Genomic DNA, 25,727 nt, shown 5'->3' on the forward strand with positions numbered 1-25,727 from the left:
TGCCGGGCCTGGGGCTCGGCCGAAGGCGGGAGCTGGCGTGGAGATGATCGAGGGGCCCTATTTCGTGCTGGTCGTGTTGGGGGTGCTGGGGACCGGGCTGGTGGCCGGGGTGTTCTGCGCGTTCTCGACCTTCGTGATGAGCGGGCTCGCCTCGTTGCCGCCCGCGCAGGGCGTCGCCGCGATGAACGCGATCAATGTGACCGCGGTGCGGCCGCCGTTCATGGCTCTGTTCGCCGGCTCGGCGGTGCTGTCCGCCATGATCGGGGTGGTGACCTTCGTCCTGTGGCCGGACGAGGGGACGGTGGAGCTGCTGGTGGGCAGCGCGTTGTATCTGTTCGGCTCGTTCGGGCTGACGTTGGTGGCGAACGTGCCGCGCAACGACGCCCTGCTCAAGCTGGACCCTGGCACCCCGGAGGCCGCGGCGTACTGGCCGACGTTCGTGCGCGAGTGGACGATGTGGAACCACGTGCGCGCGGCCGCCTCGGGCGCGGCGGCGCTGGCGTACGTCCTGGCCCTCACCTGAGCGTCGCTCCCCGCCCCCGCCCCCGTGAACCTCGCGCGCCCTCTCCCCCCACTCGGAAGCCTCGCGCGCACCGCCCCCGCCCCGTGAGCCGTGAGCCCAGCGCGCACCGCCCCCGCCCCCGCCCCCGCCCCGCGAGCCCCGCCCGCACCGCCCCCGACCCGTGAACCTCGCGCGCCCCTCTCCCGACCCGCAAGACTCGCGCCCACACGCCTCCTCCCCCGACCGTCAAAAAGCGCTGGCCCCTCCCCCGACCGTCAAAAAGCCCTGTCCCGGCGCCTTTCCGGCACCCTGCGCGAGTGGCCGATGAGTCGTATCGTGGCCGAAAGAAGTGCCGCGAGCGTGCCGCCCGATGACGAACGGACACGCGTCGGACACGCCGGACACCCCGGATGCGTCGCCCCCCGGCCGCACCGGGCACACCGACCGCGTCGGCGCCGCGTCGGCGTCACCAGCGCGAGCAAGGAAGACGGTCATGGCCGATCCCAAGGGATTCATGACGACGCCTCGCCGGGACTGGCCTCGCCGGCCGGTCGAGGAGCGGGTCCGGGACTGGGACGAGGTGTACGTGCCCGGGGCGTTGCTGCCCATCATCAGCGGGCAGGCGGACCGTTGCATGGACTGCGGGATTCCGTTCTGCCACGAAGCCTGTCCGCTCGGGAACCTCATCCCCGAGTGGAACGACCTGGTCTCCCGGGAGGACTGGCGCCAGGCCGCCGACCGGCTGCACGCGACGAACAACTTCCCCGAGTTCACGGGGCGGTTGTGCCCTGCGCCGTGCGAGGCGGGGTGTGTGCTCGCCATCAACCAGCCGGCGGTCACCATCAAGAACGTCGAGGTGGCCGTCGCCGACCGGACCTGGGAGCTCGGGTTCGCGCCACCACGGCCGCCGGACCGGTTGTCCGGGCGGACCGTCGCGGTGATCGGCTCGGGGCCGACCGGGCTCGCGGCCGCACAGCAGTTGACGAGGGCGGGGCACACGGTCGCCGTCTACGAGAAGGACGACCGGCTCGGTGGGCTGATGCGCTACGGCATCCCCGAGTTCAAGTTGGAGAAGCACCATCTGGAGCGGCGGATCGGGCAGATGCGGGCCGAGGGGACGAAGTTCCGTACCTCCACGGCGGTCGGCCGCGATGTCGGGGCGGCGGAGTTGCGGGTGCGGTACGACGCGGTGGTGATCGCCACGGGGGCCACGGCATGGCGTGAACTGGACGTGCCGGGACGAGAGTTGGCCGGGGTCCGGCAGGCCATGGAATATCTGCCGCTGGCCAACCGGGTGTGTGAGGGGGATCTGGGGGTCTCCCCCATGTCGGCCGCCGGGAAGCACGTCGTCATCGTGGGCGGAGGCGACACGGGGGCCGACTGTCTGGGGACCGCGGTGCGTGAAGGGGCCGCCTCCGTGACCCAGTTGGACATCTACGCGCAGCCCGGAGGCGAGCGGGACGAGGATGCCGAGCCGTGGCCGACGTATCCGAAGATCTATCGCTTGTCGGCGGCGCACGAGGAGGCTCGGGACCTGGAGACGGCGCCCGCTGCGGACGCGGACGCCCGGTTGTTCGCCGCGTCGACGCTGCGCTTCGAGGGGGACGCCGAAGGGCGGGTGCGGTCGCTGCACCTCGTCGAGGTGGACGCGACGCGGCGGCCGGTGGAGGGGACGGACCGGACGCTGCCCGCCGACCTCGTGCTGCTCGCGCTCGGGTTCTCCGGGCCGGACCGGGGAGACGGGCTGGTGGCGCAGTTGGGACTGGAGATGGCACCTCGGGGCACGGTCGCCCGGGATGCGGGCTTCGGGACGAACGTGCCGGGGGTGTTCGCCGCGGGGGATGCCGCTCGGGGGCAGTCGTTGATCGTGTGGGCGATCGCGGAGGGGCGGGCGGTCGCGGCGGCGGTCGACCGGTATCTGACGGGGAGTTCCCAACTGCCGGCGCCGATCGGTCCGTACGACCGGCCCATGACCGTGTAGGGACCGTGCAGGCCGTACGGCCCGAGGGTGCGGCGAAACCGGCGGTGCCGCGAATCCGGCGTGTGCGGCGAAACCGGCGGTGCCGCGAGTCCGGCGGGTGCCGGGCCCTCGGGCCGTCGCGCTCGCCCACCGACGAGCGGGTTCTCGCGTCGCTCAGATCCGCTCGTCGGTGCCTGCCACCTTGCCCGTCGACAGGGCAACCCTGTTCCACGTGTTGATGGTGAGGATCAGGGACAGTACGTGGGCCAGTTCCTGCTCGTCGAAGCGCGCCGCGGCCTCGGCGTAGACCTCGTCGGGGACGCCGCCGTCGGCCACCAGGGTGACCGCCTCGGTGAGGGCCAGGGCTGCCTGTTCCCTCTCGGTGAAGAAGTGACGGGCCTCTCGCCAGACCGGGACCATGTGGAGACGGTCCTCGGTCTCGCCGGCCTTGCGGGCGTCGTTGGTGTGCATGTGCAGGCAGTACGCGCAGCGGTTGAGGTGGGAGGCGCGGATCTGGATCAGTTCGACGAGAGCGGGGTCCAGGCCCTCGCGGGCCGCCGCGTCGAAGCCGACCAGGGCGCGGAAGACCTTGGGGGCGGCCTTGGCGAGGTTCAGCCGGGCCGTACCTGTCGCGTTCGTGTGCGTGTTCGTCGTCGTCATGGGCACCAATGTATGAGCCGGAAAGACCGGCTGTAGGGTGCATTTCCATGGCGGAATCATGGGTCAATTACGCGGAGCGGATCGGCTCCGACCTGCACCTTGAGCTCTCCGCGCCCGGGAGTCGGCGCGCCGCGCTGATCCGGGCCCTGCGTGAGGCCGTACGCAGTGGGCGGCTGGCTCCCGGCACCCGGCTGCCGCCGTACCGCTCGCTCGCCGTCGACCTCGGCGTGGCCCGCAACACGGTCGCCGACGCCTACGCCGAACTCGTCGCGGAGGGCTGGCTGACCGCCCGCCAGGGTTCGGGCACCCGGGTCGCCGAGCGGACCGAGCCGCTCCGCCCCGCCGTGTCCGCACCCCGGAAGGCGTCCCCACCTCCGAAGGCGCCCGCACGCGCGCGTGGCCCGCGCCACGACCTGCGTCAGGGCACGCCGGACGCCTCCGGCTTCCCCCGGACCGCCTGGCTCGCCTCCTACCGCCGGGCCCTGCACCGGGCCCCCAACGAGGTCTTCGGCCCGGGTGACCCCGCCGGACGCCCCGAACTGAGGGCGGCCCTCGCCGAGTACCTCGCACGCGCGCGTGGCGTGCGGACGGAGCCGGAGCGGATCGTCGTCTGCTCCGGGTTCGCGCACGCACTGCGGCTGCTCTTCGGCAGAGGCGGACCGGTCGGATCAGTCGGATCGGCCGGACCGGCCGGATCGGTCCTGCGCGGTCCGCTGGCCGTGGAGGCGTACGGACTCCCCTTCCACCGGGAGCTGCTCGCGGCCGAGGGCGTACGGACCGTGCCGCTCCCCCTCGACGAACACGGCGCACAGGTCGACCGGCTGGGACGGGAGCGGGCCGTACTGCTCACGCCCGCACACCAGTTCCCCACCGGCGGTCCGCTGCACGCCGAGCGGCGGGCGGCGGTGGTCGACTGGGCACGCGCGCGTGGCGGGGTGGTGCTGGAGGACGACTACGACGGGGAGTTCCGCTACGACCGCAAGCCCGTCGGCGCCCTGCAGAGCCTCGACCCCGAGCGGGTGATCCTCATCGGCTCGGTCAGCAAGAGCCTGTCGCCCGCGGTGCGGCTGGGCTGGATGGTGCTGCCGGAGCGCTACGTCGGTGACGTCCTGGCGGCCAAGGGCGAGCGGGAGGCCTGGGCGAGCATCCCCGACCAGCTGGCCCTCGCCGACCTCATCGTCTCCGGGGCCTACGACCGTCATGTGCGGCGGATGCGGCAGCGGTACCGCGGCCGCCGGGACCGGCTCGTCGCCGCACTGGCCGAGCACGCGCCGCACATCGGGGCCGACGGGGTCGCGGCCGGGCTGCACGCGGTGCTGCGCCTGCCGCCGGGCACCGAACGGTCCGCCGTCAAGGCCGCCGTCTGGCAGGGCGTCGCCCTCGACGGGCTCGCGGAGTTCCGCCACCCGGACACCGACATGCCGGCTCGCGACGGTCTGGTCGTGGGGTACGCGACGCCTTCCGAGCACGCGTACGGCGCTGCGCTGGAAGCGCTGTGCGGGGCGTTGCCGCCGGGTGAGGCGTAGGTTCCGGTGCCGGCACCGCCGTACACGTCACCCTCCGTCGGTGTCGGTGTCGCGGGCCTCGCCGGTCTGACGCGGACCCGCCGCCCTGCCACCGCCCGCCCGCCCACCGGTGCGGTGCGGTGCGGTGCGAGAAAACGCCGTCGGCCCACGCGCCGTCACCGGCATGCGCGGGCCGAGGCCGAGGGCGAGTTCAGCTCACCCGGTACCGGTCGTCCATCCGTGCAGGGTGGAGCTGGGGGTGTGGATCTCAACCATTAATCAAGCGCCTGTCAATTCATCACCAAGAAAGGAACAGAGGTCGAGCGAGCGTCGGACCATCACGTCACGACAGCAGGAAGTCGGCCACCCCCGCCTTCGCGCCCTCGATGAACGCGGTCATCTCGTCGGTGGTGTAGATCAGCGCCGGTCCGTCCGGGTCGGTGGACTGGCGGACGGCGATCCGGCCGTCGGCGAGCTTCATCGCCTCCAGGCAGTTGCCGCCGTTGCCTCCGCTCCAGGGCTTGTGCCAGCCTTCGCTCCCCAGCTCCCGGGCGGGCATCCCGTTGTAGACGGACATGCGCGGCGACTTGATGCGGTTCATTCACAACTCCTTGCGGAGATCCCGGAGGATCTCCTTCGTGCGATGTGCTGTAGCGGCCTGCGCCGCCATGCGGTCCATGACCTCGAGGTGGGTCGCCACCTCGACTCGCGCGTCCAGGTAGATCGCGCCGGTCAGGTACTCGCTGTAGACCATGTCCGGAAGTTCGGGCACGGCGAATCGGAAGAGCACGAAGGGCCCGTACGTGCCGGGGTGCGGCCCGTTGGCGAACGGGGCGACCTGGAGCGTCACGTTGGGCAGCTTCGTAGCCTCGAGCAGTTTGTCGATCTGGGCGCGCATCACCTCCGGGCCGCCGACAGGGCGGCGCAGCACTGTCTCGTCCATGACGACCCACAACCGGGGCGCGTCGTGACGGGTGAGCAGTCCCTGGCGTTCCATGCGCAGGGCGACATGGCGCTCGATGTCCTCGGGGCTGGTCTGGCCGATGGCGCCCGAGCGCAGGACACCACGCGCGTAGTCCTCGGTCTGGAGCAGACCGGGCACGAAGTGCGGTTCGTACTCGCGGATGAGCGCGGCCGCGCCCTCCAGGCTGACGTGCATCGAGAACCAGCCGGGCAGCACGTCGTGGAAGCGCTGCCACCAGCCGGGGCGGTTGGCGTCCTCGGCGAGCTGGACGAAGTCCTCGGCCTCCTGGTCGCCGACGCCGTAGGCCTTCAGCAGGAGCTGGAGGTAGGGGATCTTGAGTCCGACCTCGGCCATCTCCATCCGGCGGACGGTGGCAGGCGCGACGCGGAGCACGCGGGCGGCTTCCTCGCGCTTGAGCCCGGCGCGTTCCCGCAGGTCCAGCAGGCGCCGGCCGAGGACGACCTGGCCGACGGTCGGCGCGGACCGCGGTTCACTCACGCTCCACCTCCACGAAGTCGCGTACGGGGGCCACACGGCACAGCCACATGCATGCTGACAGCCCAGCGGCGCCATTCGAAGACCTGATTCGAAGATTTGTACGAATACGAAGAGGATGCGTACGGATCTCCGGTGATCCCAACTGGCGCCGCTCAAGATGCTGTTGCGAGCAGTGTGCCACGGCCCCTCACCGCGTCACACGGCACTCTGCATTTTTCAGAGTGACACTTGCCAAGTGTTCACGACGGGGCGATAGTGGCAAGCGTGATTCCGTCCCCGCCCTTAGGAACAGACGCCGCCGCGGACCGTCCCCAGGGTCTCGGTGCCGCCGCGGGAGTGGGGCCCGAGAGGGCCGCTGCCCGGCGCCGGTTCCGTTTCGAGCTGGCCGCGCATCCGGGTTCCCCCGCGCAGGCCAGACGCCTGACGAGGGCGAGACTGACCCACTGGTCGGTCTGCGAGGACACCTGCGACTCGGCCGCCCTGGTCGTCTCCGAGCTGGTCACCAACGCCATCGTGCACACCGCGAGCAGTCGTGTGGTCTGCGAGCTGCACGACGATGACGACCTGGTGCGAATAGCCGTACGTGACGAGGGCTGCGCGCCGGGTGAGCCCCACCCGTCCCCGCAGCGTGGCGACGAGGAGCACGGGCGGGGACTGCTCCTCGTCGACTCCCTCTGTCACGCGTGGGGAGCCCATGAGCACGGCCCCGGTCTGCTCGTCTGGGCGGAGCTGCCGCGCAAGTCGGACGAGCCCCTCGCCGACGCCGGACCACGTAACGACCTGGGCTGGGGAGCCCGCCCGAAGCCGGTTCCCTCCGGGGAGCCGGGCCAGGGCGACGACGCCGAGGAGCATCACAGAGCGGCACCCGACGGGGAAGCGCGGGATCACGGGACGGGGGACGCGAGCGCATGGGCGTAAGGAGCGGATCCGGCGGCCAGGTGCTGACCCTGGACACGCTGGTCCGCCTCAGACGTGGGCTGGACGCGCCGGGGACACCGCGGAAGCTGGCCGTGCCGGAGGGGATGACGGTACCGCTGGGCTGCGACGCGGTGCGGATGCCGGCGCTGCTGGGGCAGCAGCTGGTGCCGCGGCTGCCGCGGGTCGGGTGCGTGTACGCCGATGACACGCACTGGTGGTGGCTGGTCCCCGCGGACTCCGACTACGCGCTCGACTGGCCCGCGCCTGCCCAGTACGCCACCGGGGCGGTCGTTCCGGACGCCCCGGTGGTACCCGACCTCGTGCACCGGCCGGAGGGGACGTTGCCGTACACGCCGCCGATACCGCTGTACTTGGCGTTGTGCCGGCTGACGGGTACGACCCCCAGCTGGTCCCGGCCGGTCAGCTCAGCAGGCTGAGTCGCCGGGGCCGGTCCGAGGCCGGTCCGGGCCGGTCGCACGGATCCCGCGCCTCCAGGGCGGCCGTCATCCCCACCCCGAGGTGTGCGCCCGCGCTCTCACCGCACTTCCCTCTGCGCCCTCCCCCGATGCAGCCGACCCCGCCATAGTTGCCCCGTTCACGATCGGGGGAGGTCCGCGGTGGGGAAACGGCGTGGCACCGAACAGCCCGGGGTCTCCGAGTCGGAGCGACTGCTCTTCGGGGGGCCGCTGCGGTACGACGGCGGGTGGAACTCGCACTCCGACGCGTTCATGGAGTTGGGGTTCCGGGCCATGGTGGCGCGGCTGCCCTCGCTGCTGTCGGCGAGCTTCCGGCTGGCCTGGCAGGCGGACCGGCGGGCCGCGCGGACCGTGCTGGCCGCCGAGGTGAGCAGGGGACTCACCCAGGCGGTGAGTCTGCTAGCGGTCAACATCGTGCTGGGGCGGCTGATCGGCGGGGGTCCGCTGGAGGACCGGCTGCGAGGTGCCGCGCCCGCACTGGTCACCATGGCCGCCGTGATGCTGGTCGGAGCGCTGCTGCGGGCCGTGTCGACGCATGCCACCGGCCGCCTGGAGCCCAAGGTGGAGCGGGTGGCGACCGAGCGGTATCTGGAGCGGGCGGCGACTGTCGAGCTGGCCGCGATCGAGGACCACGCCTTCCACAAGCTGCTGGACACCGCGCAGTACGGCGCCGCCTCGGCCCGCCGGATGATCTCGTTCGCGACGCGTGTGGTGAACGCGATGATCTCGCTGATCACGGCGGCGGGCGTGCTGACCGTGCTGCACCCGGCGCTGCTGCCGCTGCTGGTCACGATGACGATCCCGAGCGGCTGGGGCGCGCTGACGATAGCGCGCCGCCAGTACGAGTCGTTCCACACCTGGGTGCAGCACGTGCGGGCGGGCCGGCTGCTCGGCGCCCTGCTGATCGAGCCGGAGGCGGCGCCGGAGATCCGGGTCCACGGGGTGGGCCCGTTCCTGCTCCGGCACTACCGCGCGATGGCGGAGACAGCGGAGACGGAGCAGGCCCGGCTGGCCCGGCTCGCGGCCCGTACGGGGCTGATCGCGGCGGCCTGGACGGGCCTGGCGACGGTGGCCACGTACGCGACCCTGGGCGGTCTGCTGCTGGCGGGCGCGATGGCGCTGTCGGTGGCCGGTACGGCCGTGATCGCCGTGCGCACCGGCTCACAGAGCCTGAACACCCTGGTCATCGAGATGAACGCGCTGCACGAGGAGGCCCTGTTCGTCGGCGACCTCCAGCGGCTCTACGCGGAGGCGGCCCAGTGGGCGATCCCGGCGGGCGGCGCGGCACTGCCGGACGATCCGCGCGAGATCCGTTTCGAGCACGTCACCTTCACCTACCCGGGCGACGCGACCCGCCCCGCGCTCGACGACGTCTCGCTCACCCTGCCGCTCGGCAAGATCGTCGCTCTGGTCGGGGAGAACGGCTCCGGCAAGACCACCCTGGTGAAACTGCTCGCGGGCCTGTACGCGCCCGGCGGAGGGCGGATCCTGTGGGACGACGTGGACGCGGCACACGCCGACCGGAAGCTGCTCGCCGAGCGGGTCGCGATGGTCGCCCAGGACTTCAAACGGTGGCCGTTCACCGCCCGCGTCAATGTGGCGGTGGGCCGCTCCTCCGTGCCGCTCACCGACGAGCGGGTGTGCGGCGCGGTCGCGGAGGCCGGGGCCGGCGAGGTGCTGGAGGATCTGCCGCGCGGCCTGGACACGCTGCTGGCCCGCAACTTCAGCGGCGGGCACGAGCTGTCGGGCGGGCAGTGGCAGCGGCTCGGCATCGCCCGGGCCGCCTACCGGCGCGGGCACATCCTGATCGTGGACGAGCCGACGGCAGCCCTGGACGCGCGGGCCGAACTGGAGGTCTTCGAGAAGATCCGCGCCCTGGCCGGTACCGGTCAGACGGTCGTCCTGATCACGCACCGGCTGGCGTCCGTGCGTCACGCGGACCTGGTGCACGTGCTGGAGCAGGGCCGGCTCGTGGAGTCGGGCACGCCCGACGAGCTCCTGGCCTCCGGTGGTGTCTACGCGGAGCTGTACTCGCTCCAGGCCGAGCAGTTCACGGCAAAGGTGCCCGCCAAGGAGGCGGGCTGACCTCATGCGACGGCGTCGGCCGCCTCCGCACCCGGGACGATCACCAGGAACATGTCCGTGGCGAGGTCCATGACGACCTCGGCCGCCATTCCCTCGAGTCGCCTCGCGTGCGCGAACTCCTCCGCCGGCCACGATCCTCGCGGCCCGCCAGCGGGAAAGCGTTCGAGCACTGTTCGCCCGTTCACCACCCTGCACCTCCAGAAAGCGTTGTACTCACCCGTAGGAGCACTTGTAGGAGTTAACGCCTTCCAGGGCCCGTTGGCGTCGCTGAGTTGCCGTACTGAGACGTAGTTGACACGGGTTCACCCCGGAGTGTGAGGATCCTGTCACCGTACGACAGCTGTTATCACTTTCCGTGTCAGTCCTCGTACTCGTCGTGATATCGGGTGCGTACGGCGCCCGCAGGCGCCCCGAGAGCGGACGCGCGCCCCCTGGGTTCCTCCCACTCCTCCTGCCGTCCCAGCGCGGTGAGATCGAGGAAGCCGGTGGTCGAGCCGAGCCCGTCCAGGCCGCGTTCATAGGTCGAGTAGGTGTGGAAGACGCGGTCACGGTCGCGCAGGAAGCAGCTGACGCCGGGCCGCTCCGCCAACTCCCCGTCGATCTCCAGGGTGGCCTCGAAGTCGAGGTTGAAGTCGGCGCCGTTCGACGAGTACCAGGGCACCGTCCAGCCCATCCGCGCCTTGAACGGCAGGATCTTGGTGTACGGCGCTCTCGACACGGCCGCGAACGTCGTCCCCCGTGCCCACAGATGGGCCAGATGTCCGATCTGGTCGAGAAAGGCGGAACAGCCGCGGCACCCCGCGTCCCACTCGGGCGCGAACATGAAGTGTTGGACGACGAGCTGGCCGCGCCCCTCGAAGAGTTCCAGCAGCGTGGCCTTGCCGTCGCCGCCCTCGAAGAGGTACTCCTCCTTGACCTCGACCATGGGCAGCCTGCGCCGCTCGGCGTTGAGCGCGTCCCGCGCCCGCGTGGCCGCCTTCTCCCTGACCAGCAACTCCGCGCGTGCCGCGCGCCATTCGTCCCGCGAGACGATCTCCGGAAGCGACATGGGCCCCTCCTGTACAACGGTCCGTTCGGGGTGGTGACCGTCGGACGGGGCGGAACTCATCGGCGGCGCGGGAGATTCTTTCCACCGGCGCCGGTCCAGGGCCCCGGGGTCATGGACCGTCCGCCCGCGTGACCCCTTGGGCAAGTTGGCCGACCACGTCGGCGACGCCGTGCCCGAAGGCGGTCGGAGCGATCAGGATGCCGAAGACCAGCACGATGATCACGGTCAGTTTCTCGTCGTTGCGGCTGCGCGAATGCGTTGTTCGACGCAGCCTCAGCACGATGATGACAGCGAGCAGTACCGCGACGTCGATCGTCAGCTCCACCCGGCCGGCCCTCCCCCTCAGACAGGTGTGTCCCGGCCTTCATGTGTAGCGTGAATCCACCTGACGCGCCCGTCCGTTCACCGGTGGTTGGCGTCAAAGTACTTCTCCGCGACCGGATTTCAGGTCTTGTAGTCCTGGATCCGCCTGCCATGGCTCCGGTCGAGCAGCGCGGGCATCCGCTCCCCCAACTCCCTTACGACGGCTGCCACATCGAGGGTCAGCAACTCCCGGTCCCGCATCAGGACGCGGCCGTCGACGATCGTCGTGCGGACGTCGCAGGAGCGGGCGCTGTGGACGAGGGTGGCGGCGAGGTCGTGGACGGGCTGGGTGTGCGGGCCGGTGAGGTCGACCAGGATGATGTCGGCGCGCCGGCCTGCCGCGAGGGTGCCGACGACGTCACCGAGGCCGACCGCGCGGGCACTCTGGGGGCCCGCGTGGTGCAGGGCCTGGCGGGCCGTCAGCCAGCGTGGGTCGCCGGTCGTCGACTTCTGGAGGAGCGCGGTGAGCGCCATCGACTCCCACACGTCGAGGGAGTTGTTGGAGGCGGCGCCGTCCGTGGCGAGTCCGACGGGGACGCCGATGTCGTACAGGGCGCGGACGGGGGTGGTGGTGGGCCAGGCGAACTTGAGGTAGCCGCGGGGAGCGGTGGCGACGGCCGTGCGTCCCGCGGCGTTCGCGAGGACCGGCAGATCGCGGTCGAGGATGCCGCTGCCGTGCGCGATCAGGACGTCCGTGTCGAGGATCCCGGTGCGCCGCAGCACCTCGATGGGTGTGACGCCGTGCCGGGCGAGGCTCGTCTCGGCCTGGTCGCGGTTCTCGGCGGCGTGGAGGTGGACGGGGAGACCGTGCTCGTGGGCGAGGCCGGCGGTCGCGGCGAGGTCGGCGTCGTCGACGGTGTAGGGCGCGTGCGGGGCGAGGGCGGTGGTGATGCGGCCACCGGCGCCCCCGCGGTGCCGTAGCGCGAACTCCAGGGATTTCTCCCGCCCTTGGGGCCCCTGTGAGGAGAAGTAGGCCTCGCCGAGGTGGGCCCGGATCCCGCACTCCTCGACGACGGCGGCGACGGTGTCCATCGAGAAGTAGTGGTCGGCGAAGCAGGTGACACCGCCCCGGATCATCTCCGCGCAGGCCAGCCGTGCCCCCAACTCCACGTCTCTCGCGGTGAGGTTGGACTCGATGGGCCAGACGACGTCGTTGAACCACTCCTCGGTCGGCAGGTCCTCGGCGACTCCGCGCAGCGTGACCATGGGCGCGTGGGTGTGGCAGTTGACGAGCCCCGGCATCGCGACCTGGCCCCGGGCGTCGATCCGCTCGACTGCGGGCAGGTCCCGTACGGCGTCGGCGCTCGTCACCGACTCCACGATCCCGTCCCGTACGACGACGGCCGCGTCCTCCTCGAACCCGATCCGCTCTTGATCGTCGTGCACGAGGACGGTGCATCCGGAGATGATGAGTGAGGCGGGAACGTCGGCGGCAGAGGCGGTAGGAGAGGCGGTCATCACGCCAACGTACGACGTCATGGGCGCTGCGTGTGAGCCGGACCGCGCATCCGGTCGGGCCTCTGTTCGCGCCCCGCCCGGCCCGGCACCCTGGGCATCACGGCTTCGGAGACAACGGCTTCCGAGGCCGACGTACCGGCTTCTGAAAGGAGCCCGGCATGCTCCTCGGCACCTGGAACCTGGAGAACCTGTACCGTCCCGGCGGCCAGTACGGCCCGGAGGACAAGGCCGCCTACGAGGCGAAGCTCGCCGCTCTCGCCGCCGCGGTCACCGCGCTCGACCCGACGCTGCTGGCCGTGCAGGAGGTCGGCGAACCCGAGGCGCTGGGGGACCTGGTCGGCCTGCTGGACGGCGGCTGGACTGTCGCGACCTCGCGGCATCCGGACGGCAGGGGCATACGGGTGGGCGTGATCTGCCGTACGCCGTTCGAGGTGCTGGCCGACACCACCGCGTTCCCGCCGAAGCTGCACCCCGTGCAGGGGGACGACGGGGGCGCGACGGTGGCGGAGTCGGGCCGCGGGTTCCTGGCCGTGGAGACGCAGACCGACCGCGGACCGCTGCGGGTGGCGGTGGCCCACCTGAAGTCGAAACTGCTGTCCTACCCGGGAGGCCGCTTCCAGCCGCGTGACGAGGGCGAACGGGCGCGCTACGGGGCGTACGCACTGTATCGCCGGGCGGCGGAGGCGACGGCGCTGCGGGCGCTGGCCGACGTACTGCTCGACGGTGACGGCCGCGAGCGGGACGTGATGGTGCTCGGCGACCTGAACGACGAGGTGCAGGCCGCGACCACCCAGATCCTGCTCGGGCCGCCCGGCTCCGAGATCGGTACCGCCGGCTACCGGATGCCCGACAAGGGCGACGCGGTCCGGCTGTGGGACACGGCCCCGCTGATCCCCGCCGAGCAGCGCTTCTCCCGCGTCAACTCCGGGCGCCGCGAGCTGATCGACCACATCCTGTGCAGCCACCGTCTGGTGCACCGGGTGCGGGAGGCGGGCACGGGGCTGCCTGGCGGGGACGCGATGCGGCTGCCGTCGGTGGGCGCGGATCCGTCGGCGCGTCGGGACGCGGCGGGCTCGGATCACGCGCCGGTGTGGGTGCGCACGTGACTCCCGTCCGGGTGTGACTCCTAACCGGCGAGCGGCAGTTGGGGCAGCCGGACCGCCACGCGTGCGGCCCCTTCGGCGGGCCGGTCGAGTTCGCCGAGTTCGTCGAGGAGTTCGGTGAGCCGCCGGATGTGCCGGGGGGTGAGACTCCCGGAGTCGTCGAGGTGGACCGCGCACGCGGTGGTCGTGTCGACGAGCCGTTCGAGGACGGCGACGATCTCGTCGGCGCCCTCCGAGTGCCGTGCGAGCGCGGGGAGTTCGGCGGCGGCGAGGGCGATGGCGGTCCGGGCCTCGGCGACCGCGCGGTAGGCCTCACGGCGCAGGGTCCAGCGCCGGGCACGGGAGTCCTGGGCGCCGATGTCCCGCAGGGCTCCGGAGTCTTCGGCGCCGGTGTCCCGCAGCGCACCGGGATCTTCGGCACTGGTCTCCCGCAGGGCACCGGGGTCTTCGGCACTGGTCTCCCGCAGCGCTACGACGTCTTCGGCGCCGGTCTCGCGCAGGACGTGCGCGAGGTACGCCTGCGCGGCCGCGCCCGCCGCGGACAGCCGGGACCGCACTGCCCCGCCCCGCTGGCCCGGCATCGGCAGATGCCCCACGATCAGCACGATCGCGCAGGCGAGCAGGGTCTCCGTGATCCGGCCGGCGGAGGCCTGCGGCTCGCCGCCGACCATCACGAGCGCCAGGACGAGGACCGTGACGACGGCGGTCTGCGCGGCGAAGTGCCGGGTGGCCACGGGAATGAGCGCCCCGCAGACGGCGACGAGCGCGATGAGCCCCTCGGGCCGCGGCAGCACGAGCGCGAACCCGGCGAAGACCAGCGCCCCCAGCACGGTCCCCGCCGCCCGGCACAGCACCCTGGAGACGAGCGGCCCGAGGTCGGGCTTGACGAGGAAGACGGTGGTGGCGGGCAGCCAGTACCAGTGCTGGTGCTCCCCGTACCAGTGGGAGTGGTGCAGCGCCTGCGCGACGGCGACGCTGGCCCCGAAGCACAGGGCGACCCGCAGCCCGTACTCCCGCCCGCCGGCCCCGAAGACGGACCGCAGCAGGGCGCGGAGGGTGAGCCGGCGCGTGTGCAGATCGCCGCCCCGGCCCCGGTCGAAGGCCTCGGCGGCCCGCAGCAGCGCGTCGTCGAGCGCGCGCAGCGCGGGTGCCGACCGGGTGGGCGCGGGCAACGGCCCGGTGTGCCCGTTCTCCCGTACGGCGACGGCGAGCCGCCGGGGCGCCGCGGAGGTCCGTCCGGGCACCGCCTCGCCGGTCCAGGCGAGCGCGGTGGCGGCCTCGGCCAGGGGCAGCGCCGCGGCGTACTGCGCGTGCAGCCGCCGCTCGGCGGAGGAACTGGCGTACCGCCGCAGCCTGGGTCCGGCGAGCGCGTCCTGGGCGTGGTCGAGGGCGGCGGTGAGTGCGACGCGGCGGACGGTGGCCTGGTCGCTCCCCACGGCGTCGAGGAGTTCGGCGACGGCCTCGTACACCGCCGCGACGGCTGCGCGCTCCCCGTCGAACCGGAAGTCCCCGGCGATCGCGCCGGGGGTCGGCAGCGCGAGCCGCAGCCCGAGCAGCCAGCAGGCCCCGCCGAGATAGACGACCGCCCGCAGCCGGCCGTCCTCCGGCAACGGCATCCCGGCCCCGATCGCGGAGGCGACGAGCAGCTGCGTACCGGCCCCGGACGCGACGGGCCCGACGGCACTGATGCCGCCGGCGACGAGTCCGACGAGGGTGAACGCAACCGTGAGGGTCACGGCCCCCACGTGCTCCCCCGCGTACGTCCCGACGACCATCCCGACCGCCCCCGCGAGCGCGGGCACCCCGATCCTCTTGACGGAGACGCGTCGGCTCCCGGGCCGGTCGTTGATCCCGGCGAGCATGGCGGCGATGGCGGCGACGACACCGAGGGAGGTCCGGTCGGCGAGCACGGCGACGAGCAGGAGGGGCCCGGCGGACAACACACCCCGCACCACGGCGTTCCACGGAATCGGCCCGCGCTGAGCACGGAGTGCGTGAGCGAGCCAGGGCGGTACGGCGAGTGACACGGGGCTCCTGTCGTCGGGGGAGGCGGGGGTGTGCCTTCGGGCGACGGTGGCCGGGCGGTTGCGGGCTGTGGTCTCCACGGTAGGCCGTGTCCTTGGAGAGCCCGGGACACTTGTGTTACCCGCGTGTGACGATGTATGCAGAGGCCACGTTCTTTATGAACGCAATGGCTCCGCGTCCCGCAGACCACAGCATCGGGCGCTCCTGTCAGACCGCGCCCGGGACCGAGGACCGGGCGGCCGAAAAAAGTTCCTCGCCCTCGGCGATTGCCCGGAGCAGGAGTTCCGGGTTCGGCCGCACAGCCTCGATGATCCCGTCCATGGGTCGAAGTCCGGCCCGTTCCAGCAGCCGCTTCTCGTTGGTCACCCACTCCCCTCGCGCCGCCAGCACCGAGTGCCCCGTCTGCACGGCGGCCGTCGCGAGCGCTCCGACCGTCTCGGTGAGGCGGCCGGCCGGGGCGTGGTTGGCCCTGGCGTAGGCGAGGGTGGCCTGGGCGGTGCCGTGCCAGCGGCCGGCCGCGGAGACACGGAGCTTCTCCGGGTATGCCGGTGGTCGCGGCAACGCCCCCCTCAGCACCCGGTTGATCGCGAGTTCGGCCACGATCAAGTAGGTGGGAATCCCCGCGAGATGGAACAGCAGGGGCTCCACCCGGAACCGCCCCTCCTCCGCCTCCGTCAACTCCCGTTCCACCACGTCGAGATCCCGGTAATGGACGTCGACCCGGCGCCCGTCGACCGTCAGCCAGGCACCCCCGTTGAACACTCCGCCGCCCCAGCCGCCGACCTCGGAGACCTCGCCCTCCCAGCCGACGCCACGCAGGTCGGCGGGGTCGAAGTCACCCCGGTAGTAGAGGGCCAGGTCCCAGTCGCTGTCCGGCCGTTCGGTGCCCTGGGCGCGTGAGCCGCCGAGGGCCACGGCCAGGACGGCGGGGAGGGCCGCGAGGCGGTCGGCGACGGAGTCGAGGAATGCGGAGTCGGAGAGGGCGGTGGGCATGGGCGCAGCGTACGGAGTGGTGCCCCGCCGCCTCCACGCAATTCCGTGAGGCCTCACCCCCGTCGCGCCGGCGGTCCGGCGATCCCGGCCTCCGAGGCCGTTGTCAGTGCCGCGCGTTATCAATGAAGTCGTCACGCAGAGTCACGACGATGGGGGAAGCGCTGATGACGACGCACGAGAAGGATCAAGAGGGTCAGAGCGGTGGCCAGGAGGCGGCACCGCACCCCCGCACCCATGTCTCCGCGGCCGGGCTTCGGATCCGCGGCTGGACCGCCGGCATGATCCGCCGACTGCTCGGGGAGCCCGATCTGCGGCGTGCCAACCCGTATTTCCGTACGGCCCCGCAGACCCGTCTCTACAGCGTCGAGCGAGTCGAGGCCGTCGAGCGGAGCGAGGAGTTCAAGGCTGTTTCGGCGGCCGCGGCCCGGCGTTCCGCCGCGGTGAAGGACGCGGCGTTGCGGAGGCGGTGGGAGGTGCTCGCCCGGATCGCGGCGGAGCCGATCGACGTGCCGGTGCTCGCCCCGGACAGACTGACGGCGCTGGCCGTCGAGCACCGCGACCGTCAGGACAGGGGCCGGGAGCCCGCGTCCGGTACGCCCGACAGCTGGAAGGTCGATTACCTGTGCCATCGGCTGGCTCGCTACGACAGCATCCTCGACGAACTGTCCGGCAGCACCGGACGCGCGGCGGCGGAGCAACTGCTGCGGCGCCGGATCCACACGGCCGTCGCCCGGACGTACCCGGAGCTTGCACAGGAGTGCGAACGCCGGTCGTGTGCACAGGAGCGTGGTCCGTCGCCGGGATGACACAGCCACCCGGTGAGGCCTCGAAGGGCGTCGGCCGGCGGTGTGTCTCCCTACGCTCCGGGCGCATGAGAGACGATCAGGTCGCCCGCGTGCACGAACGCCTCGCGGCCCGCCCCGAGTTGTGTGCCATGGCCTTCGGCGAGGGCCGCCGGTTCGGGCTCTGGGAACTGGCCTCGCTCGCCGAGGGTGCCATCGGCGAATGCGTCGACCCCGACTCGCTCACCGTGACCGGCGAGAAGCGGTGGCGGCTCCGGTTGGGGGCGGCCTGGCGGGCGCACGACCGCGCCGACGACTTCCGGACGCGGTACTGGATCCGCTCTCCGGAAAGCCGAGCCGGCGGGCCGCTCGGGACCGTCGCCGTCGACACCTGGCCGGTCGGCGTGGGCGCGGTGCGCATCACCTCGCTCTACGTCCATCCGGTCGCCCGGAGGCAGGGGCTCGCCTCGGCCGTGCTCGACCTGGTCTACGACGCCTGCCGCGCCGAAGGTCTGCGGGGGTACCGCCTGGACACGTACTGGACCTGGCAGCCGACCGTCCGCTACTACCTCCGGCGCGGGTTGTGGGTCACGTCCTGGAAGCACGCTCTGGGCTTCGCCCGGCTGTCGCACCTGCCTCGGTACGAGGTCGAGGAGAGCGGACAGGGGGAGTTGACGTTCCTGGTGGCCGGCGAGGAGGGGCCGCCGGTTCCGGTGCTCGTCGCCGGGAGCGTGGGCGGCCGGCTGTGGCTGCGGGAGCGCGGGGAGTACCGCGGGACACCGGACCGGCTCGATGCCGTACGGCTGTACGCGCTCTCGACCCTGGCACTGCATCTGGCGGTGCGGGGACGGCCGTTGGTGCGAGGGGAGGAGGAGCGGGCAAGGGCACATCACTGGTGCGACATCGGTGAGCCGGAGGGACTCGCCCACCGGATCGGCGACTTCGAAAAGGAGGCACGGGACAGGGGGTGGCGGGTGGAAAGCCCGTACGGCGGCGGCCTCCCGGCTCTGTGACACGTACGCGTGCGCCGCGGAAATTCGGGTGCGGTCCCGACCGACACCCCCGATGATCGGAAAGTTGTCCGCCGTTCACCCCAGGAGCCCACGTGATCCAGCGCGTCACCGCCCCGGCGCTCTTCCCGCCGCCGACCTACGCCCACGCCTCCGTCGTCGAGGCCGGCACGAAGCTCGCGTTTCTCGCCGGGTCCGTTCCGCTGGACGCGAAGGGGAATCTCGTCGGTGAGGGGGATCCCGCGCGGCAGGCCGAACAGGTGATCGCGAACCTGCGGGAGCAACTGCACGCGGTGGGCAGCGACTTGGAGCATGTGCTGTCGACCGATGTGCACGTCGTGAGCAGCGAGCCCGCGGTGCTGTCCAGGGTGTGGGAGGTCGTCGAGGCGTCCGGGCTGAGTACCGGCCCGCACTCGTCGACGCTGATCGGGGTCGCGTGCCTCGGCTACACGGGCCAGCTGGTGGAGATCACGGCGACGGCCGTGGTGCCGGAAGCAGCGGCACGGTGAGCGCGGTCGTCATCCGGCGGGCCGCCGCGCCCGACGCCGCCGCCACGGCCGACGTCTACCTGCGCTCCTTCGCCGCCGCGCTGCCCACGGTGGTACGGCCCCGTGCCGACGACGAGGTGCGCGCCTATATCCGGGACGTCGTGGTGCCGTCGCGCGAGACATGGGTGGCGGTGGCCGAGGAACAGGTCGTGGGTCTCATGGTCCTCGCCGACGATCTGCTGTCCCAGCTGTATCTCGACCCCGACTGGCGTGGCTGCGGCATCGGCGACCGCTTCGTCGCGCTCGCCAAGGAGCGCAGCCCACGGGGGCTGACCCTGTGGACGTTCCAGGTCAACAAGCCCGCCCACCGCTTCTACGAGCGTCACGGCTTCGTCGAGGCCGAACGCACCGACGGCAGCGCCAACGAGGAGCGGGAGCCGGATGTGCGGTACGTCTGGCGCCCCTGAGAGCGATCAGCCCATCCCGACAACGACGGTCGCCCGCGGTCGCCCCCGCGATCCCCACGACGGTCTCCCCGGTTCAGCCCGACCGCGATCCCCACGGCGCTCCCCCGCAGCCAGCCCGGCCGTGATCCCCACGGCGGTCTCCTCAGGTCAGCCCCACCGCAATCCCCGCAGGGCCTCCCGCAGCCGACCCGGCCATGACCCCACAACGGTCTCCCCAGGTCAGCCCCACCGCAATCCCCGCAGGGCCTCCCGCAGCCAACCCGGCCATGACCCCACAACGGTCTCCCCAGGTCAGCCCCACCGCAATCCCCACGGCAGTCCCTCACAGCCGGCCCGGCAATGAACCCCACACACAGGGGTCTCCCCAGGTCAGCCCCACCGCGATCCCCACAGGGGCCTCCCGCAGCCGACCGGGCCATGCCCCCCCCACCGTGGTCCCCTCGGTCAGCCCGACCGCGGTCGCCAGACCCGCTCCTTCGGCACCGGCTTCGCATAGCCGCCCGCCCGGCTGGTGCTCAGCCCCAGTCCCACCAGTGACTCCGCCAGCTTGACCGCCGCCCCCACCCCGTCGACCACCGGAAGCCCCAGCTTCTCCCCCACCGTCCGCTGCAGCCCGGTCATCCCGGCGCACCCCAGCACCAGCACCTCGGCGCCCGCCTCCCGCGCGCGCTCGGCGGCCGCCAGGAACGCGGCCTCCGTTCGGTCGGCGTCGCCCAGGTCGAGGACCCCGAGTCCCGTCCCGACGACGGCGGCACAGTTGCGCCCCACCCCCGCCAGTTCCAGGCTGTCCTCGATCTGCCCGCAGGAGCGCTCCAGGGTGGTGACGACGCCGTAGCGCCGGCCGAGCAGACAGGCCAGATGGGCGGCGGCCTCGGTGATGTCGACGACCGGTACGTCCACCAGCTCCCGGACGCCCTCCCGTCCGTGCTCGCCGAAGCCGGCCATGACGACGGCGTCGTAGGAGGGACCCTCGTATGTACGCAGCAGGTCGATGACCGCCGCCGCGGAGAGGTAGCTGTCGAGCCAGCCCTCCGCGGACTCGGGTCCCCATTCAGGGGTGAGCCCGAGCACGGCGGTGCCCGGGCCTGCGGCGGCCCGGGCACCTCGTACGATCTCCTCGGTCATCTCCTGCGTGGTGTTGCAGTTGGTGACGGCGATCCGCACGTTCTCAGACCTCCACGGCCTCGGGGATCTCACGGGCGGCCGCTTCCTCGCTCCGGCACAGCAGGGCGTACAGCCCGGCCGCGAGCGCCGTACCGATGAACCACGAGTACGGGGCCACGTCGCTGAAGGTCTTCACCAGGGCGAGGACGCCGGCGACGGCCGCCGCCGGCAGGAACGCCCACAGGGCCTTGGGGTTGACGCCCTTGCGGTAGTAGTAGCGGGAGCCGGGCTGGGCGTCGAACAGCTCGTCGACGTTCACGCGGCCCTTCTTGACCCAGTAGTAGTCGAGCATGATCACGCCGAACAGCGGGCCGAGGAAGGCTCCGAGGCCGCCGAGGAAGTAGTTGACGACCGTGGGGTTGGAGAAGAGGTTCCACGGGGTCACGACGAGCGCGGCGACCGTGCTGATCATGCCGCCGATCTTGAAGGTGATCTTCTGCGGCCAGACGTTGGCGAGGTCGTACGCCGGTGAGACGAAGTTGGCGACGATGTTGACGCCCATGGTGGCGACGGCGAAGGTGAGCGCGCCCAGCACCATGACCCAGGTGTTGCCGACCTTGGCGACGAGTTCGGCCGGGTCGGTGATGGCCTGACCCCAGACCTCAAGTGAGCCCGCGGTGACGATCACGGAGACGACCACGAAGGCCGTGGAGTTGATGGGCAGGCCCCAGAAGTTGCCGCGGCGGACGGTCTTGTAGTCCGGCGCGAAGCGGGAGAAGTCGCAGAAGTTGAGCATCAGCGTGCCGTAGGTGGCGAGGATCAGGCCGATCGCGCCGAACCACTGCCGCCACTGCTCGCCGACGGAGACGGGGTGCGGGGTGCTGGTGAGCGAGATGCTCCAGCCGGCCTTGGCCAGTACCCAGACCGCCAGCGCGATCATGACCAGCCAGATCGCGGGACCGCAGAAGTCCTGGAACTTGCGCACCGACTCCATGCCCTGGCTGATGATCAGCGCCTGGATCAGCCACAGCGAGAGGAAGGAGACCCAGCCGAGGGCGTCGAGGCCGAGGAAGGAGCTGTGCGTCCAGGACTCCAGTCCGGGCCAGGCGGCCAGCAGCATCACGTTGACCGCGACGGAGGCCAGGTAGGTCTGGATGCCGTACCACATGATGGCGATCACGGCCCGGATCAGGGCCGGGATGTTGGCGCCCCACACGCCGAAGCTGATGCGGCTGATGACGGGGAACGGGACGCCGTGGCGCTGGCCGATCCTCCCCATCCAGTTCATGCCGATGTAGATGATCACGAATCCGGCCAGCAGGGCCGTGAAGACCTGCCACACGTTCATGCCGAGGACCAACAGGCCGGCCGCGAAGGTGTAGTTGCCCAGGTTGTGGACGTCGGACATCCACATGGCGAAGAGGTCGAAGACCTTCCAGTTCCGCTTGCCCGCGGGTGCCAGGTCTTCGTTGGTGAGCCGGGGATCGGGGACGAACGCTGGGATGCCGGTGGCTTCGGCACGGTCGGCGAGGGACACAGGGCCTCCAGGGACAGGGGGACAGGAGGGTGGCGGCCGCCTGGTATCCAGTTTTGGTATACCAAACTGCCGACATGGTCCCCCCGTCAAGAGGTGCGTCCGATGTCGCGTTCGTTAACGCTCCGTAAAACACCTCGGGAGTCGGCGAAGATGGCTCCATGAGCTCCACGACGAAGATCGAGCCCCTCGGCGCCGTCCGCGAACGTGTTCTGGCCACACTGCGGCAGGAGATCATCGCGGGCGGACTGCGCCCGGGTGACCGGCTGGTCGAGCGGGAGCTCGCCGAGCGCTTCGGGGTCTCCCGGGTGCCGGTCCGTGAGGCGATCCGCGCCCTGGTCGCCGAGGGCTTCGTCCACTTCGAGACCCCGCGCCGCACGGTCGTACGGCGGCTGACCCCGAAGGACGTCAAGGAGCTCTTCGAGTTGCGCGAGGCGCTGGAGGTGTACGCGGCAGGTCTCGCCGCGGCCCGTGCGACCCCGCAGGACCTCGCCGAGGTGGAGCGGCTCCTCGACCTGGCGGCGGCCGCGACCGAGGCGGGCGACGCGGAAACGATCACGGACGTCAACAGCCGGCTGCACGACAGCATCCTGGCCATGGCCCGCAACAGCCTGCTGATCGAGGCGCTGGAACCGGTTGCCGGACGGCTGCGCTGGATGACCCGGCGCAACGAGGAGTGGCCCCAACTCCTCGTCGAACACCGGGACCTGTACGAGGCGATCGCGTCCGGCGACCCGGACCGGGCCCGCGCGCACGCCCTGGCGCACGTGCGGACCAACTACGAGTCGACGGTACGGCAGTTGTTCAAGGACAACGCCGAGGTGATCTAACGGGCCCTGACGCGGGCGTACTTGTCCGTCGCCGCCACCATCGCGGCCACACCCCGCTCCCCCGCGTTGTGCCCGCCGTCGTCGATCACCGTCAACTCACTGCCGGGCCAGGCGTGATGGAGCCGCCACACGGTGCCGAGGAGGTTGCCGAAGTCGAGGCTGCCCTGGACGAGGGTGCCGGGAATGTCCTTCAGCAGGGGCGCGTCACGCAGGACGACGCCCTCGTCGTTGCCCTCGCCCAGGAAGTGGTCGTTGCCCCAGTAGTGGGTGACGGTACGGGCGAAGCCCTGGCGGAACACCGGGTCCTCGTAGCGCGGCACCGACCGCGGCGGCGCGGGCTCGATCGCGGTCTCCCAGTCGGTCCAGGCCCGCGCCGCCCGCTCGCGCACCTCCGGATCGGGCGACTCCAGCAACCGGTTGTAGGCGGCGGGGAGGTTCCCGGCCCGCTCCTCGACCGGCAGCTCTGCGACGAACCGCTCGAACGCCGCTGGGAAGATCTTCCCAAGTCTCCTGGTCAGCAAGGTGACTTCGGGAGTCGCGGCGGTCGCGACCCCCGTCAGCACCAGCTCCGTCACGGCCTCCGGATGTGTCTGCGCATACCGCAGCCCGAGCACCGACCCGAACGACACGCCCCACACCAGCCACCGCTCGATCCCCAGATGCCGCCGCAGCAGCTCCAGATCCGCGATGAGATGCGGGGTCGTGTTGACGCTCATGTCGGTGTCGTACACGCTCGCGTGCGGCGTCGACCGCCCGGCGCCACGCTGGTCAAGCAGCACGATCCGGTACGCGGCCGGGTCGAACAGCCGCCGCGCCCACGGCGTGCAGCCGGACCCCGGCCCACCGTGCAGCACGACCGCCGGCTTGCCGTCCGGATTCCCACAGGTCTCCCAGTACACGCGGTTGCCGTCACCGACATCGAGCATGCCGTGGTCGTACGGTTCGATCTCCGGGTAGAGAGGCATCCGGCGACCCTAACCGCCGTACGACGACCTCGTCGCGCCGTTTTCCCGCGGTACGGCCGTCCCGCGCGCCGTCCTCACGCCGTACCGCCGCGCCCCTGCACCCCGGCCGCCTCCGCCGCCGTACCCAGCACGTCCCGGAGCATGGTGGGCGTGAGCTTGCCAGTGAAGGTGTTGCGCTGGCTGACGTGGAAGCAGCCGAAGAGTTCGAGGCCGTCGAGCGGGACCCGGGTCCCGTGTGCGAAGGCGGGCCGCGGCCGTGGCACGTTCCAGCCCGCCTCGCTGAGCGCGGGCAGCGCGGCCTGCCAGCCGAAGGCGCCGAGCACGACCACGGCACGCAAGGTCGGCCGCAGCAGGTTCAGCTCCTGGACCAGCCAGGGACGGCAGGTGTCGCGTTCGCCGGGGGTCGGCTTGTTGTCGGGCGGCGCGCAGTGCACGGGCGAGGTGATCCGCACGCCGTACAGTTCCAGACCGTCCTCCGCGGTCACGGCGGTCGGCTGGGAAGCGAGCCCGATGTCGTACAGCGCCTGGTAGAGCACGTCCCCGGAACGGTCACCGGTGAACATCCGCCCCGTACGGTTCCCGCCATGCGCGGCCGGCGCGAGCCCGACGATCAGCAGCCGCGCGTCCGGCGGCCCGAATCCGGGGACCGGGCGCCCCCAGTACGTCCAGTCGGCGAAGGCGGCCCGCTTGGTACGTGCCACCTCCTCACGCCAGTCGACCAGACGCGGACAGGCACGGCAGTCCGCGATCCGGCGGTCGAGAGCAGCGAGGGCATCCACGGGTCCACGGTACGGCCATGACCGGACAGCGGTGATCGCCCGGGCCCGTCGCGACCCCCCGGCCGGACGAGCCGCCCGTCGGCGGGGCGGCCGGTGAAAAACCCGCCCGGGCTGCACGGCCCCGGGTACTAAGGTCGAGGGCATGGCTGCGGAACGTACGGACGACAACGGGACCGGTGGGACAGGACGACCCGACCCGACGACCGATCGTCCCGGCGGACTCGACGGACTCGACGGCCCCGGCACCGATGTCGCCGCCCCGGACCCGGCGGTCCCCGCGACCGCCGCCCCCGACGCACCGGACCCCGACACCGCCGCCGCCGTAGCCGCCGCGAAGGCCGCCGGGCCGCAGAACGGCGAGAGCGTGCGCACCGACAGCTGGATCTGGTCCGTGCGGCTGGTCAAGACCCGTTCCGCGGGGGCCACCGCCTGCCGGGGCGGACATGTGCATGTGAACGGTGAGCGGGTGAAGCCCGCCCATTCCCTGCGCGTCGGCGACGAGGTGCGGGTCCGTCAGGAGGGCCGGGAACGGATCGTCGTCGTCAAGCACCTGATCCGCAAGCGGGTCGGCGCTCCCGTGGCCGCCCAGTGCTACGTCGACAAATCTCCCCCGCCGCCGCCCCGCGAGGCCTTCGCTCCCGCCGGTGTCCGCGACCGCGGCGCAGGCCGGCCGACCAAACGCGACCGCCGCGAACTGGAACGCCTGCGCGGCCTCACGGAAGGCAGCCGCCGCAACCGCTTCGCCGGACCGGGCGGCCCGAGCAGCCCTGGCGGGTCCGAAACCCCGGCCGGTCCCGACGGCCCGGACGCCCCCGCCCGCGCGGACGAACCCCGCCGCCCGGACAGGGCCGGACACCTCGACAGAGCACGCCGCTCGGACCGGAGCGAGCGCTCGGGCAGGGCGGGGAACCCTGGCAAGGGCGGAAGCTCGGGCAGAACCAGACGCTCGAACTGAGCCGACGTCCCAAGCGCAGCCCGGCCCGGCGGCGCCCCGCACCCGAGCACGATCGTGCGCGGCACTAAGGCTGCCCGCGCCACCCGGCACCCCGGCACCCCGGCACCCCGACACCCCGACAAGCGTCGGGCAACGGGGGGGGGGGGGGGGGGGGGGGGAGGGGGGAGGGGGGGGGGGGGGGGGGAGGGGGGGGGAGGGGGGGGGAGGGGGGGGGGTGGGGGGGGGGGGAGGGGGAAGAAAAGTGGGTGGGTGTGT

Annotated in this window: 26 protein-coding genes; 13 read left to right on the plus strand and 13 right to left on the minus strand. The window is 72.1% G+C overall.

Annotated features, from left to right (window positions below; all coding sequences use genetic code 11):
* The first annotated feature begins 43 nt into the window (after window positions 1-43).
* Window positions 44-523, plus strand: coding sequence for an anthrone oxygenase family protein (locus ACZ48Z_RS21370; RefSeq protein ID WP_468737611.1), 480 nt, complete (start codon window positions 44-46; stop codon window positions 521-523).
* A gap of 472 nt (window positions 524-995) precedes the next feature.
* Window positions 996-2,483, plus strand: coding sequence for a glutamate synthase subunit beta (locus ACZ48Z_RS21375; RefSeq protein WP_468737436.1), 1,488 nt, complete (start codon window positions 996-998; stop codon window positions 2,481-2,483).
* 153 nt (window positions 2,484-2,636) lie between these two features.
* On the opposite strand, the gene ACZ48Z_RS21380 is transcribed toward ACZ48Z_RS21375, so the two are convergent.
* Window positions 2,637-3,122: a carboxymuconolactone decarboxylase family protein gene (locus tag ACZ48Z_RS21380; protein ID WP_468737437.1), complete on the minus strand. Its 486-nt coding sequence runs from the start codon at window positions 3,120-3,122 to the stop codon at window positions 2,637-2,639.
* Window positions 3,123-3,169: 47 nt separating this feature from the next.
* Here ACZ48Z_RS21380 and pdxR point away from each other — a divergent pair, with 47 nt between their 5' ends.
* A complete protein-coding gene (gene pdxR / locus ACZ48Z_RS21385) occupies window positions 3,170-4,648 on the plus strand; it encodes a MocR-like pyridoxine biosynthesis transcription factor PdxR (protein ID WP_468737438.1) in 1,479 nt (492 codons plus the stop codon).
* A 322-nt stretch (window positions 4,649-4,970) separates the two neighbouring features.
* Here the strand turns inward: pdxR and ACZ48Z_RS21390 are convergent, their stop codons facing one another.
* Together ACZ48Z_RS21390 and ACZ48Z_RS21395 are read right to left on the minus strand one after the other, a co-directional pair.
* A complete protein-coding gene (locus ACZ48Z_RS21390) occupies window positions 4,971-5,228 on the minus strand; it encodes a DUF397 domain-containing protein (RefSeq protein ID WP_328746489.1) in 258 nt (85 codons plus the stop codon).
* Window positions 5,229-6,089 (minus strand): helix-turn-helix domain-containing protein, encoded by an 861-nt coding sequence (locus tag ACZ48Z_RS21395; RefSeq protein WP_468737439.1) that lies wholly within the window; start codon window positions 6,087-6,089, stop codon window positions 5,229-5,231. It abuts the gene before it with no gap.
* Between the two features lie 255 nt (window positions 6,090-6,344).
* On the opposite strand from ACZ48Z_RS21395, the gene ACZ48Z_RS21400 reads away from it, so the two are divergent.
* From ACZ48Z_RS21400 to ACZ48Z_RS21410, 3 genes are all read left to right on the plus strand, one after another.
* A complete protein-coding gene (locus ACZ48Z_RS21400; protein ID WP_468737440.1) occupies window positions 6,345-7,007 on the plus strand; it encodes an ATP-binding protein in 663 nt (220 codons plus the stop codon).
* Window positions 6,998-7,444 (plus strand): hypothetical protein, encoded by a 447-nt coding sequence (locus ACZ48Z_RS21405; protein WP_468737441.1) that lies wholly within the window; start codon window positions 6,998-7,000, stop codon window positions 7,442-7,444. The genes ACZ48Z_RS21400 and ACZ48Z_RS21405 overlap by 10 nt, the downstream gene beginning before the upstream one ends.
* Window positions 7,445-7,624: 180 nt before the next feature.
* Complete coding sequence (locus tag ACZ48Z_RS21410) at window positions 7,625-9,568, plus strand: ABC transporter ATP-binding protein (protein ID WP_468737442.1); 1,944 nt, start codon at window positions 7,625-7,627, stop codon at window positions 9,566-9,568.
* A 2-nt stretch (window positions 9,569-9,570) separates the two neighbouring features.
* Here ACZ48Z_RS21410 and ACZ48Z_RS21415 read toward each other — a convergent pair whose 3' ends face one another.
* The 4 genes from ACZ48Z_RS21415 to ACZ48Z_RS21430 all read right to left on the minus strand — a co-directional run bounded on the left by ACZ48Z_RS21415 (window position 9,571) and on the right by ACZ48Z_RS21430 (window position 12,437).
* On the minus strand, window positions 9,571-9,753 hold the full coding sequence (locus ACZ48Z_RS21415; protein ID WP_328746496.1) for a hypothetical protein: 183 nt from the start codon (window positions 9,751-9,753) through the stop codon (window positions 9,571-9,573).
* A 173-nt stretch (window positions 9,754-9,926) separates the two neighbouring features.
* Window positions 9,927-10,616 carry a DUF899 domain-containing protein gene (locus tag ACZ48Z_RS21420; RefSeq protein WP_468737443.1) on the minus strand — a complete coding sequence of 230 codons (690 nt, stop codon included), beginning with the start codon at window positions 10,614-10,616 and terminating at the stop codon, window positions 9,927-9,929.
* 109 nt (window positions 10,617-10,725) lie between these two features.
* Entirely contained in the window at window positions 10,726-10,941 is a 216-nt protein-coding gene (locus ACZ48Z_RS21425; protein ID WP_468737444.1) for a hypothetical protein, read from the minus strand.
* A 119-nt stretch (window positions 10,942-11,060) separates the two neighbouring features.
* On the minus strand, window positions 11,061-12,437 hold the full coding sequence (locus ACZ48Z_RS21430; protein ID WP_468737445.1) for an amidohydrolase: 1,377 nt from the start codon (window positions 12,435-12,437) through the stop codon (window positions 11,061-11,063).
* Window positions 12,438-12,595: 158 nt separating this feature from the next.
* Between ACZ48Z_RS21430 and ACZ48Z_RS21435 the strand changes: the two genes are divergently transcribed.
* Window positions 12,596-13,543: an endonuclease/exonuclease/phosphatase family protein gene (locus ACZ48Z_RS21435; RefSeq protein WP_468737446.1), complete on the plus strand. Its 948-nt coding sequence runs from the start codon at window positions 12,596-12,598 to the stop codon at window positions 13,541-13,543.
* Between the two features lie 20 nt (window positions 13,544-13,563).
* Here the strand turns inward: ACZ48Z_RS21435 and ACZ48Z_RS21440 are convergent, their stop codons facing one another.
* Window positions 13,564-15,510 carry an FUSC family protein gene (locus ACZ48Z_RS21440; RefSeq protein WP_468737612.1) on the minus strand — a complete coding sequence of 649 codons (1,947 nt, stop codon included), beginning with the start codon at window positions 15,508-15,510 and terminating at the stop codon, window positions 13,564-13,566.
* A 262-nt stretch (window positions 15,511-15,772) separates the two neighbouring features.
* Window positions 15,773-16,558: a nucleotidyltransferase domain-containing protein gene (locus ACZ48Z_RS21445; protein WP_468737447.1), complete on the minus strand. Its 786-nt coding sequence runs from the start codon at window positions 16,556-16,558 to the stop codon at window positions 15,773-15,775.
* 164 nt (window positions 16,559-16,722) lie between these two features.
* Here ACZ48Z_RS21445 and ACZ48Z_RS21450 point away from each other — a divergent pair, with 164 nt between their 5' ends.
* From ACZ48Z_RS21450 to ACZ48Z_RS21465, 4 genes are all read left to right on the plus strand, one after another.
* Window positions 16,723-17,364 carry a hypothetical protein gene (locus ACZ48Z_RS21450; RefSeq protein ID WP_468737448.1) on the plus strand — a complete coding sequence of 214 codons (642 nt, stop codon included), beginning with the start codon at window positions 16,723-16,725 and terminating at the stop codon, window positions 17,362-17,364.
* A gap of 65 nt (window positions 17,365-17,429) precedes the next feature.
* On the plus strand, window positions 17,430-18,353 hold the full coding sequence (locus ACZ48Z_RS21455; protein WP_468737449.1) for a GNAT family N-acetyltransferase: 924 nt from the start codon (window positions 17,430-17,432) through the stop codon (window positions 18,351-18,353).
* Between the two features lie 92 nt (window positions 18,354-18,445).
* The gene (locus tag ACZ48Z_RS21460) at window positions 18,446-18,859 is read left to right on the plus strand and encodes a RidA family protein (RefSeq protein WP_468737450.1); all 414 of its coding nucleotides are present in this window, start codon (window positions 18,446-18,448) and stop codon (window positions 18,857-18,859) included.
* A complete protein-coding gene (locus ACZ48Z_RS21465; protein ID WP_468737451.1) occupies window positions 18,856-19,305 on the plus strand; it encodes a GNAT family N-acetyltransferase in 450 nt (149 codons plus the stop codon). The genes ACZ48Z_RS21460 and ACZ48Z_RS21465 overlap by 4 nt, the downstream gene beginning before the upstream one ends.
* 444 nt (window positions 19,306-19,749) lie before the next feature.
* Here ACZ48Z_RS21465 and ACZ48Z_RS21470 read toward each other — a convergent pair whose 3' ends face one another.
* Window positions 19,750-20,469, minus strand: a complete 720-nt coding sequence (locus ACZ48Z_RS21470) for an aspartate/glutamate racemase family protein (RefSeq protein WP_468737452.1) — start codon at window positions 20,467-20,469, stop codon at window positions 19,750-19,752.
* 4 nt (window positions 20,470-20,473) lie between these two features.
* Window positions 20,474-21,946, minus strand: coding sequence for an NCS1 family nucleobase:cation symporter-1 (locus ACZ48Z_RS21475; RefSeq protein ID WP_468737453.1), 1,473 nt, complete (start codon window positions 21,944-21,946; stop codon window positions 20,474-20,476).
* Between the two features lie 158 nt (window positions 21,947-22,104).
* On the opposite strand from ACZ48Z_RS21475, the gene ACZ48Z_RS21480 reads away from it, so the two are divergent.
* Window positions 22,105-22,773: a GntR family transcriptional regulator gene (locus ACZ48Z_RS21480; RefSeq protein ID WP_468737454.1), complete on the plus strand. Its 669-nt coding sequence runs from the start codon at window positions 22,105-22,107 to the stop codon at window positions 22,771-22,773.
* Here ACZ48Z_RS21480 and pip read toward each other — a convergent pair.
* Both pip and ACZ48Z_RS21490 read right to left on the minus strand, forming a co-directional pair.
* Window positions 22,770-23,738 carry a prolyl aminopeptidase gene (gene pip / locus ACZ48Z_RS21485; RefSeq protein WP_468737455.1) on the minus strand — a complete coding sequence of 323 codons (969 nt, stop codon included), beginning with the start codon at window positions 23,736-23,738 and terminating at the stop codon, window positions 22,770-22,772. The two genes, ACZ48Z_RS21480 and pip, sit on opposite strands and share 4 nt — an antisense overlap.
* Before the next feature lie 74 nt (window positions 23,739-23,812).
* Window positions 23,813-24,517: a uracil-DNA glycosylase gene (locus ACZ48Z_RS21490; protein ID WP_468737456.1), complete on the minus strand. Its 705-nt coding sequence runs from the start codon at window positions 24,515-24,517 to the stop codon at window positions 23,813-23,815.
* A 142-nt stretch (window positions 24,518-24,659) separates the two neighbouring features.
* On the opposite strand from ACZ48Z_RS21490, the gene ACZ48Z_RS21495 reads away from it, so the two are divergent.
* The gene (locus ACZ48Z_RS21495) at window positions 24,660-25,472 is read left to right on the plus strand and encodes an RNA-binding S4 domain-containing protein (protein WP_468737457.1); all 813 of its coding nucleotides are present in this window, start codon (window positions 24,660-24,662) and stop codon (window positions 25,470-25,472) included.
* The last annotated feature ends 255 nt before the right edge of the window (window positions 25,473-25,727 follow it).

The sequence above is a fragment of the Streptomyces sp. NPDC031225 genome (assembly GCF_055570355.1).

Bases quoted from the DNA above. Each gene is read 5' to 3' on its own strand.
- ACZ48Z_RS21370 (WP_468737611.1), top strand. From the start codon at position 44: ATGATCGAGGGGCCCTATTTCGTGCTGGTCGTGTTGGGGGTGCTGGGG.
- ACZ48Z_RS21375 (WP_468737436.1), top strand. From the start codon at position 996: ATGGCCGATCCCAAGGGATTCATGACGACGCCTCGCCGGGACTGGCCT.
- ACZ48Z_RS21380 (WP_468737437.1), bottom strand. From the start codon at position 3,122: ATGACGACGACGAACACGCACACGAACGCGACAGGTACGGCCCGGCTG.
- pdxR (WP_468737438.1), top strand. From the start codon at position 3,170: ATGGCGGAATCATGGGTCAATTACGCGGAGCGGATCGGCTCCGACCTG.
- ACZ48Z_RS21390 (WP_328746489.1), bottom strand. From the start codon at position 5,228: ATGAACCGCATCAAGTCGCCGCGCATGTCCGTCTACAACGGGATGCCC.
- ACZ48Z_RS21405 (WP_468737441.1), top strand. From the start codon at position 6,998: ATGGGCGTAAGGAGCGGATCCGGCGGCCAGGTGCTGACCCTGGACACG.
- ACZ48Z_RS21420 (WP_468737443.1), bottom strand. From the start codon at position 10,616: ATGTCGCTTCCGGAGATCGTCTCGCGGGACGAATGGCGCGCGGCACGC.
- ACZ48Z_RS21430 (WP_468737445.1), bottom strand. From the start codon at position 12,437: ATGACCGCCTCTCCTACCGCCTCTGCCGCCGACGTTCCCGCCTCACTC.
- ACZ48Z_RS21435 (WP_468737446.1), top strand. From the start codon at position 12,596: ATGCTCCTCGGCACCTGGAACCTGGAGAACCTGTACCGTCCCGGCGGC.
- ACZ48Z_RS21445 (WP_468737447.1), bottom strand. From the start codon at position 16,558: ATGCCCACCGCCCTCTCCGACTCCGCATTCCTCGACTCCGTCGCCGAC.
- ACZ48Z_RS21450 (WP_468737448.1), top strand. From the start codon at position 16,723: ATGACGACGCACGAGAAGGATCAAGAGGGTCAGAGCGGTGGCCAGGAG.
- ACZ48Z_RS21455 (WP_468737449.1), top strand. From the start codon at position 17,430: ATGAGAGACGATCAGGTCGCCCGCGTGCACGAACGCCTCGCGGCCCGC.
- ACZ48Z_RS21480 (WP_468737454.1), top strand. From the start codon at position 22,105: ATGAGCTCCACGACGAAGATCGAGCCCCTCGGCGCCGTCCGCGAACGT.
- pip (WP_468737455.1), bottom strand. From the start codon at position 23,738: ATGCCTCTCTACCCGGAGATCGAACCGTACGACCACGGCATGCTCGAT.
- ACZ48Z_RS21495 (WP_468737457.1), top strand. From the start codon at position 24,660: ATGGCTGCGGAACGTACGGACGACAACGGGACCGGTGGGACAGGACGA.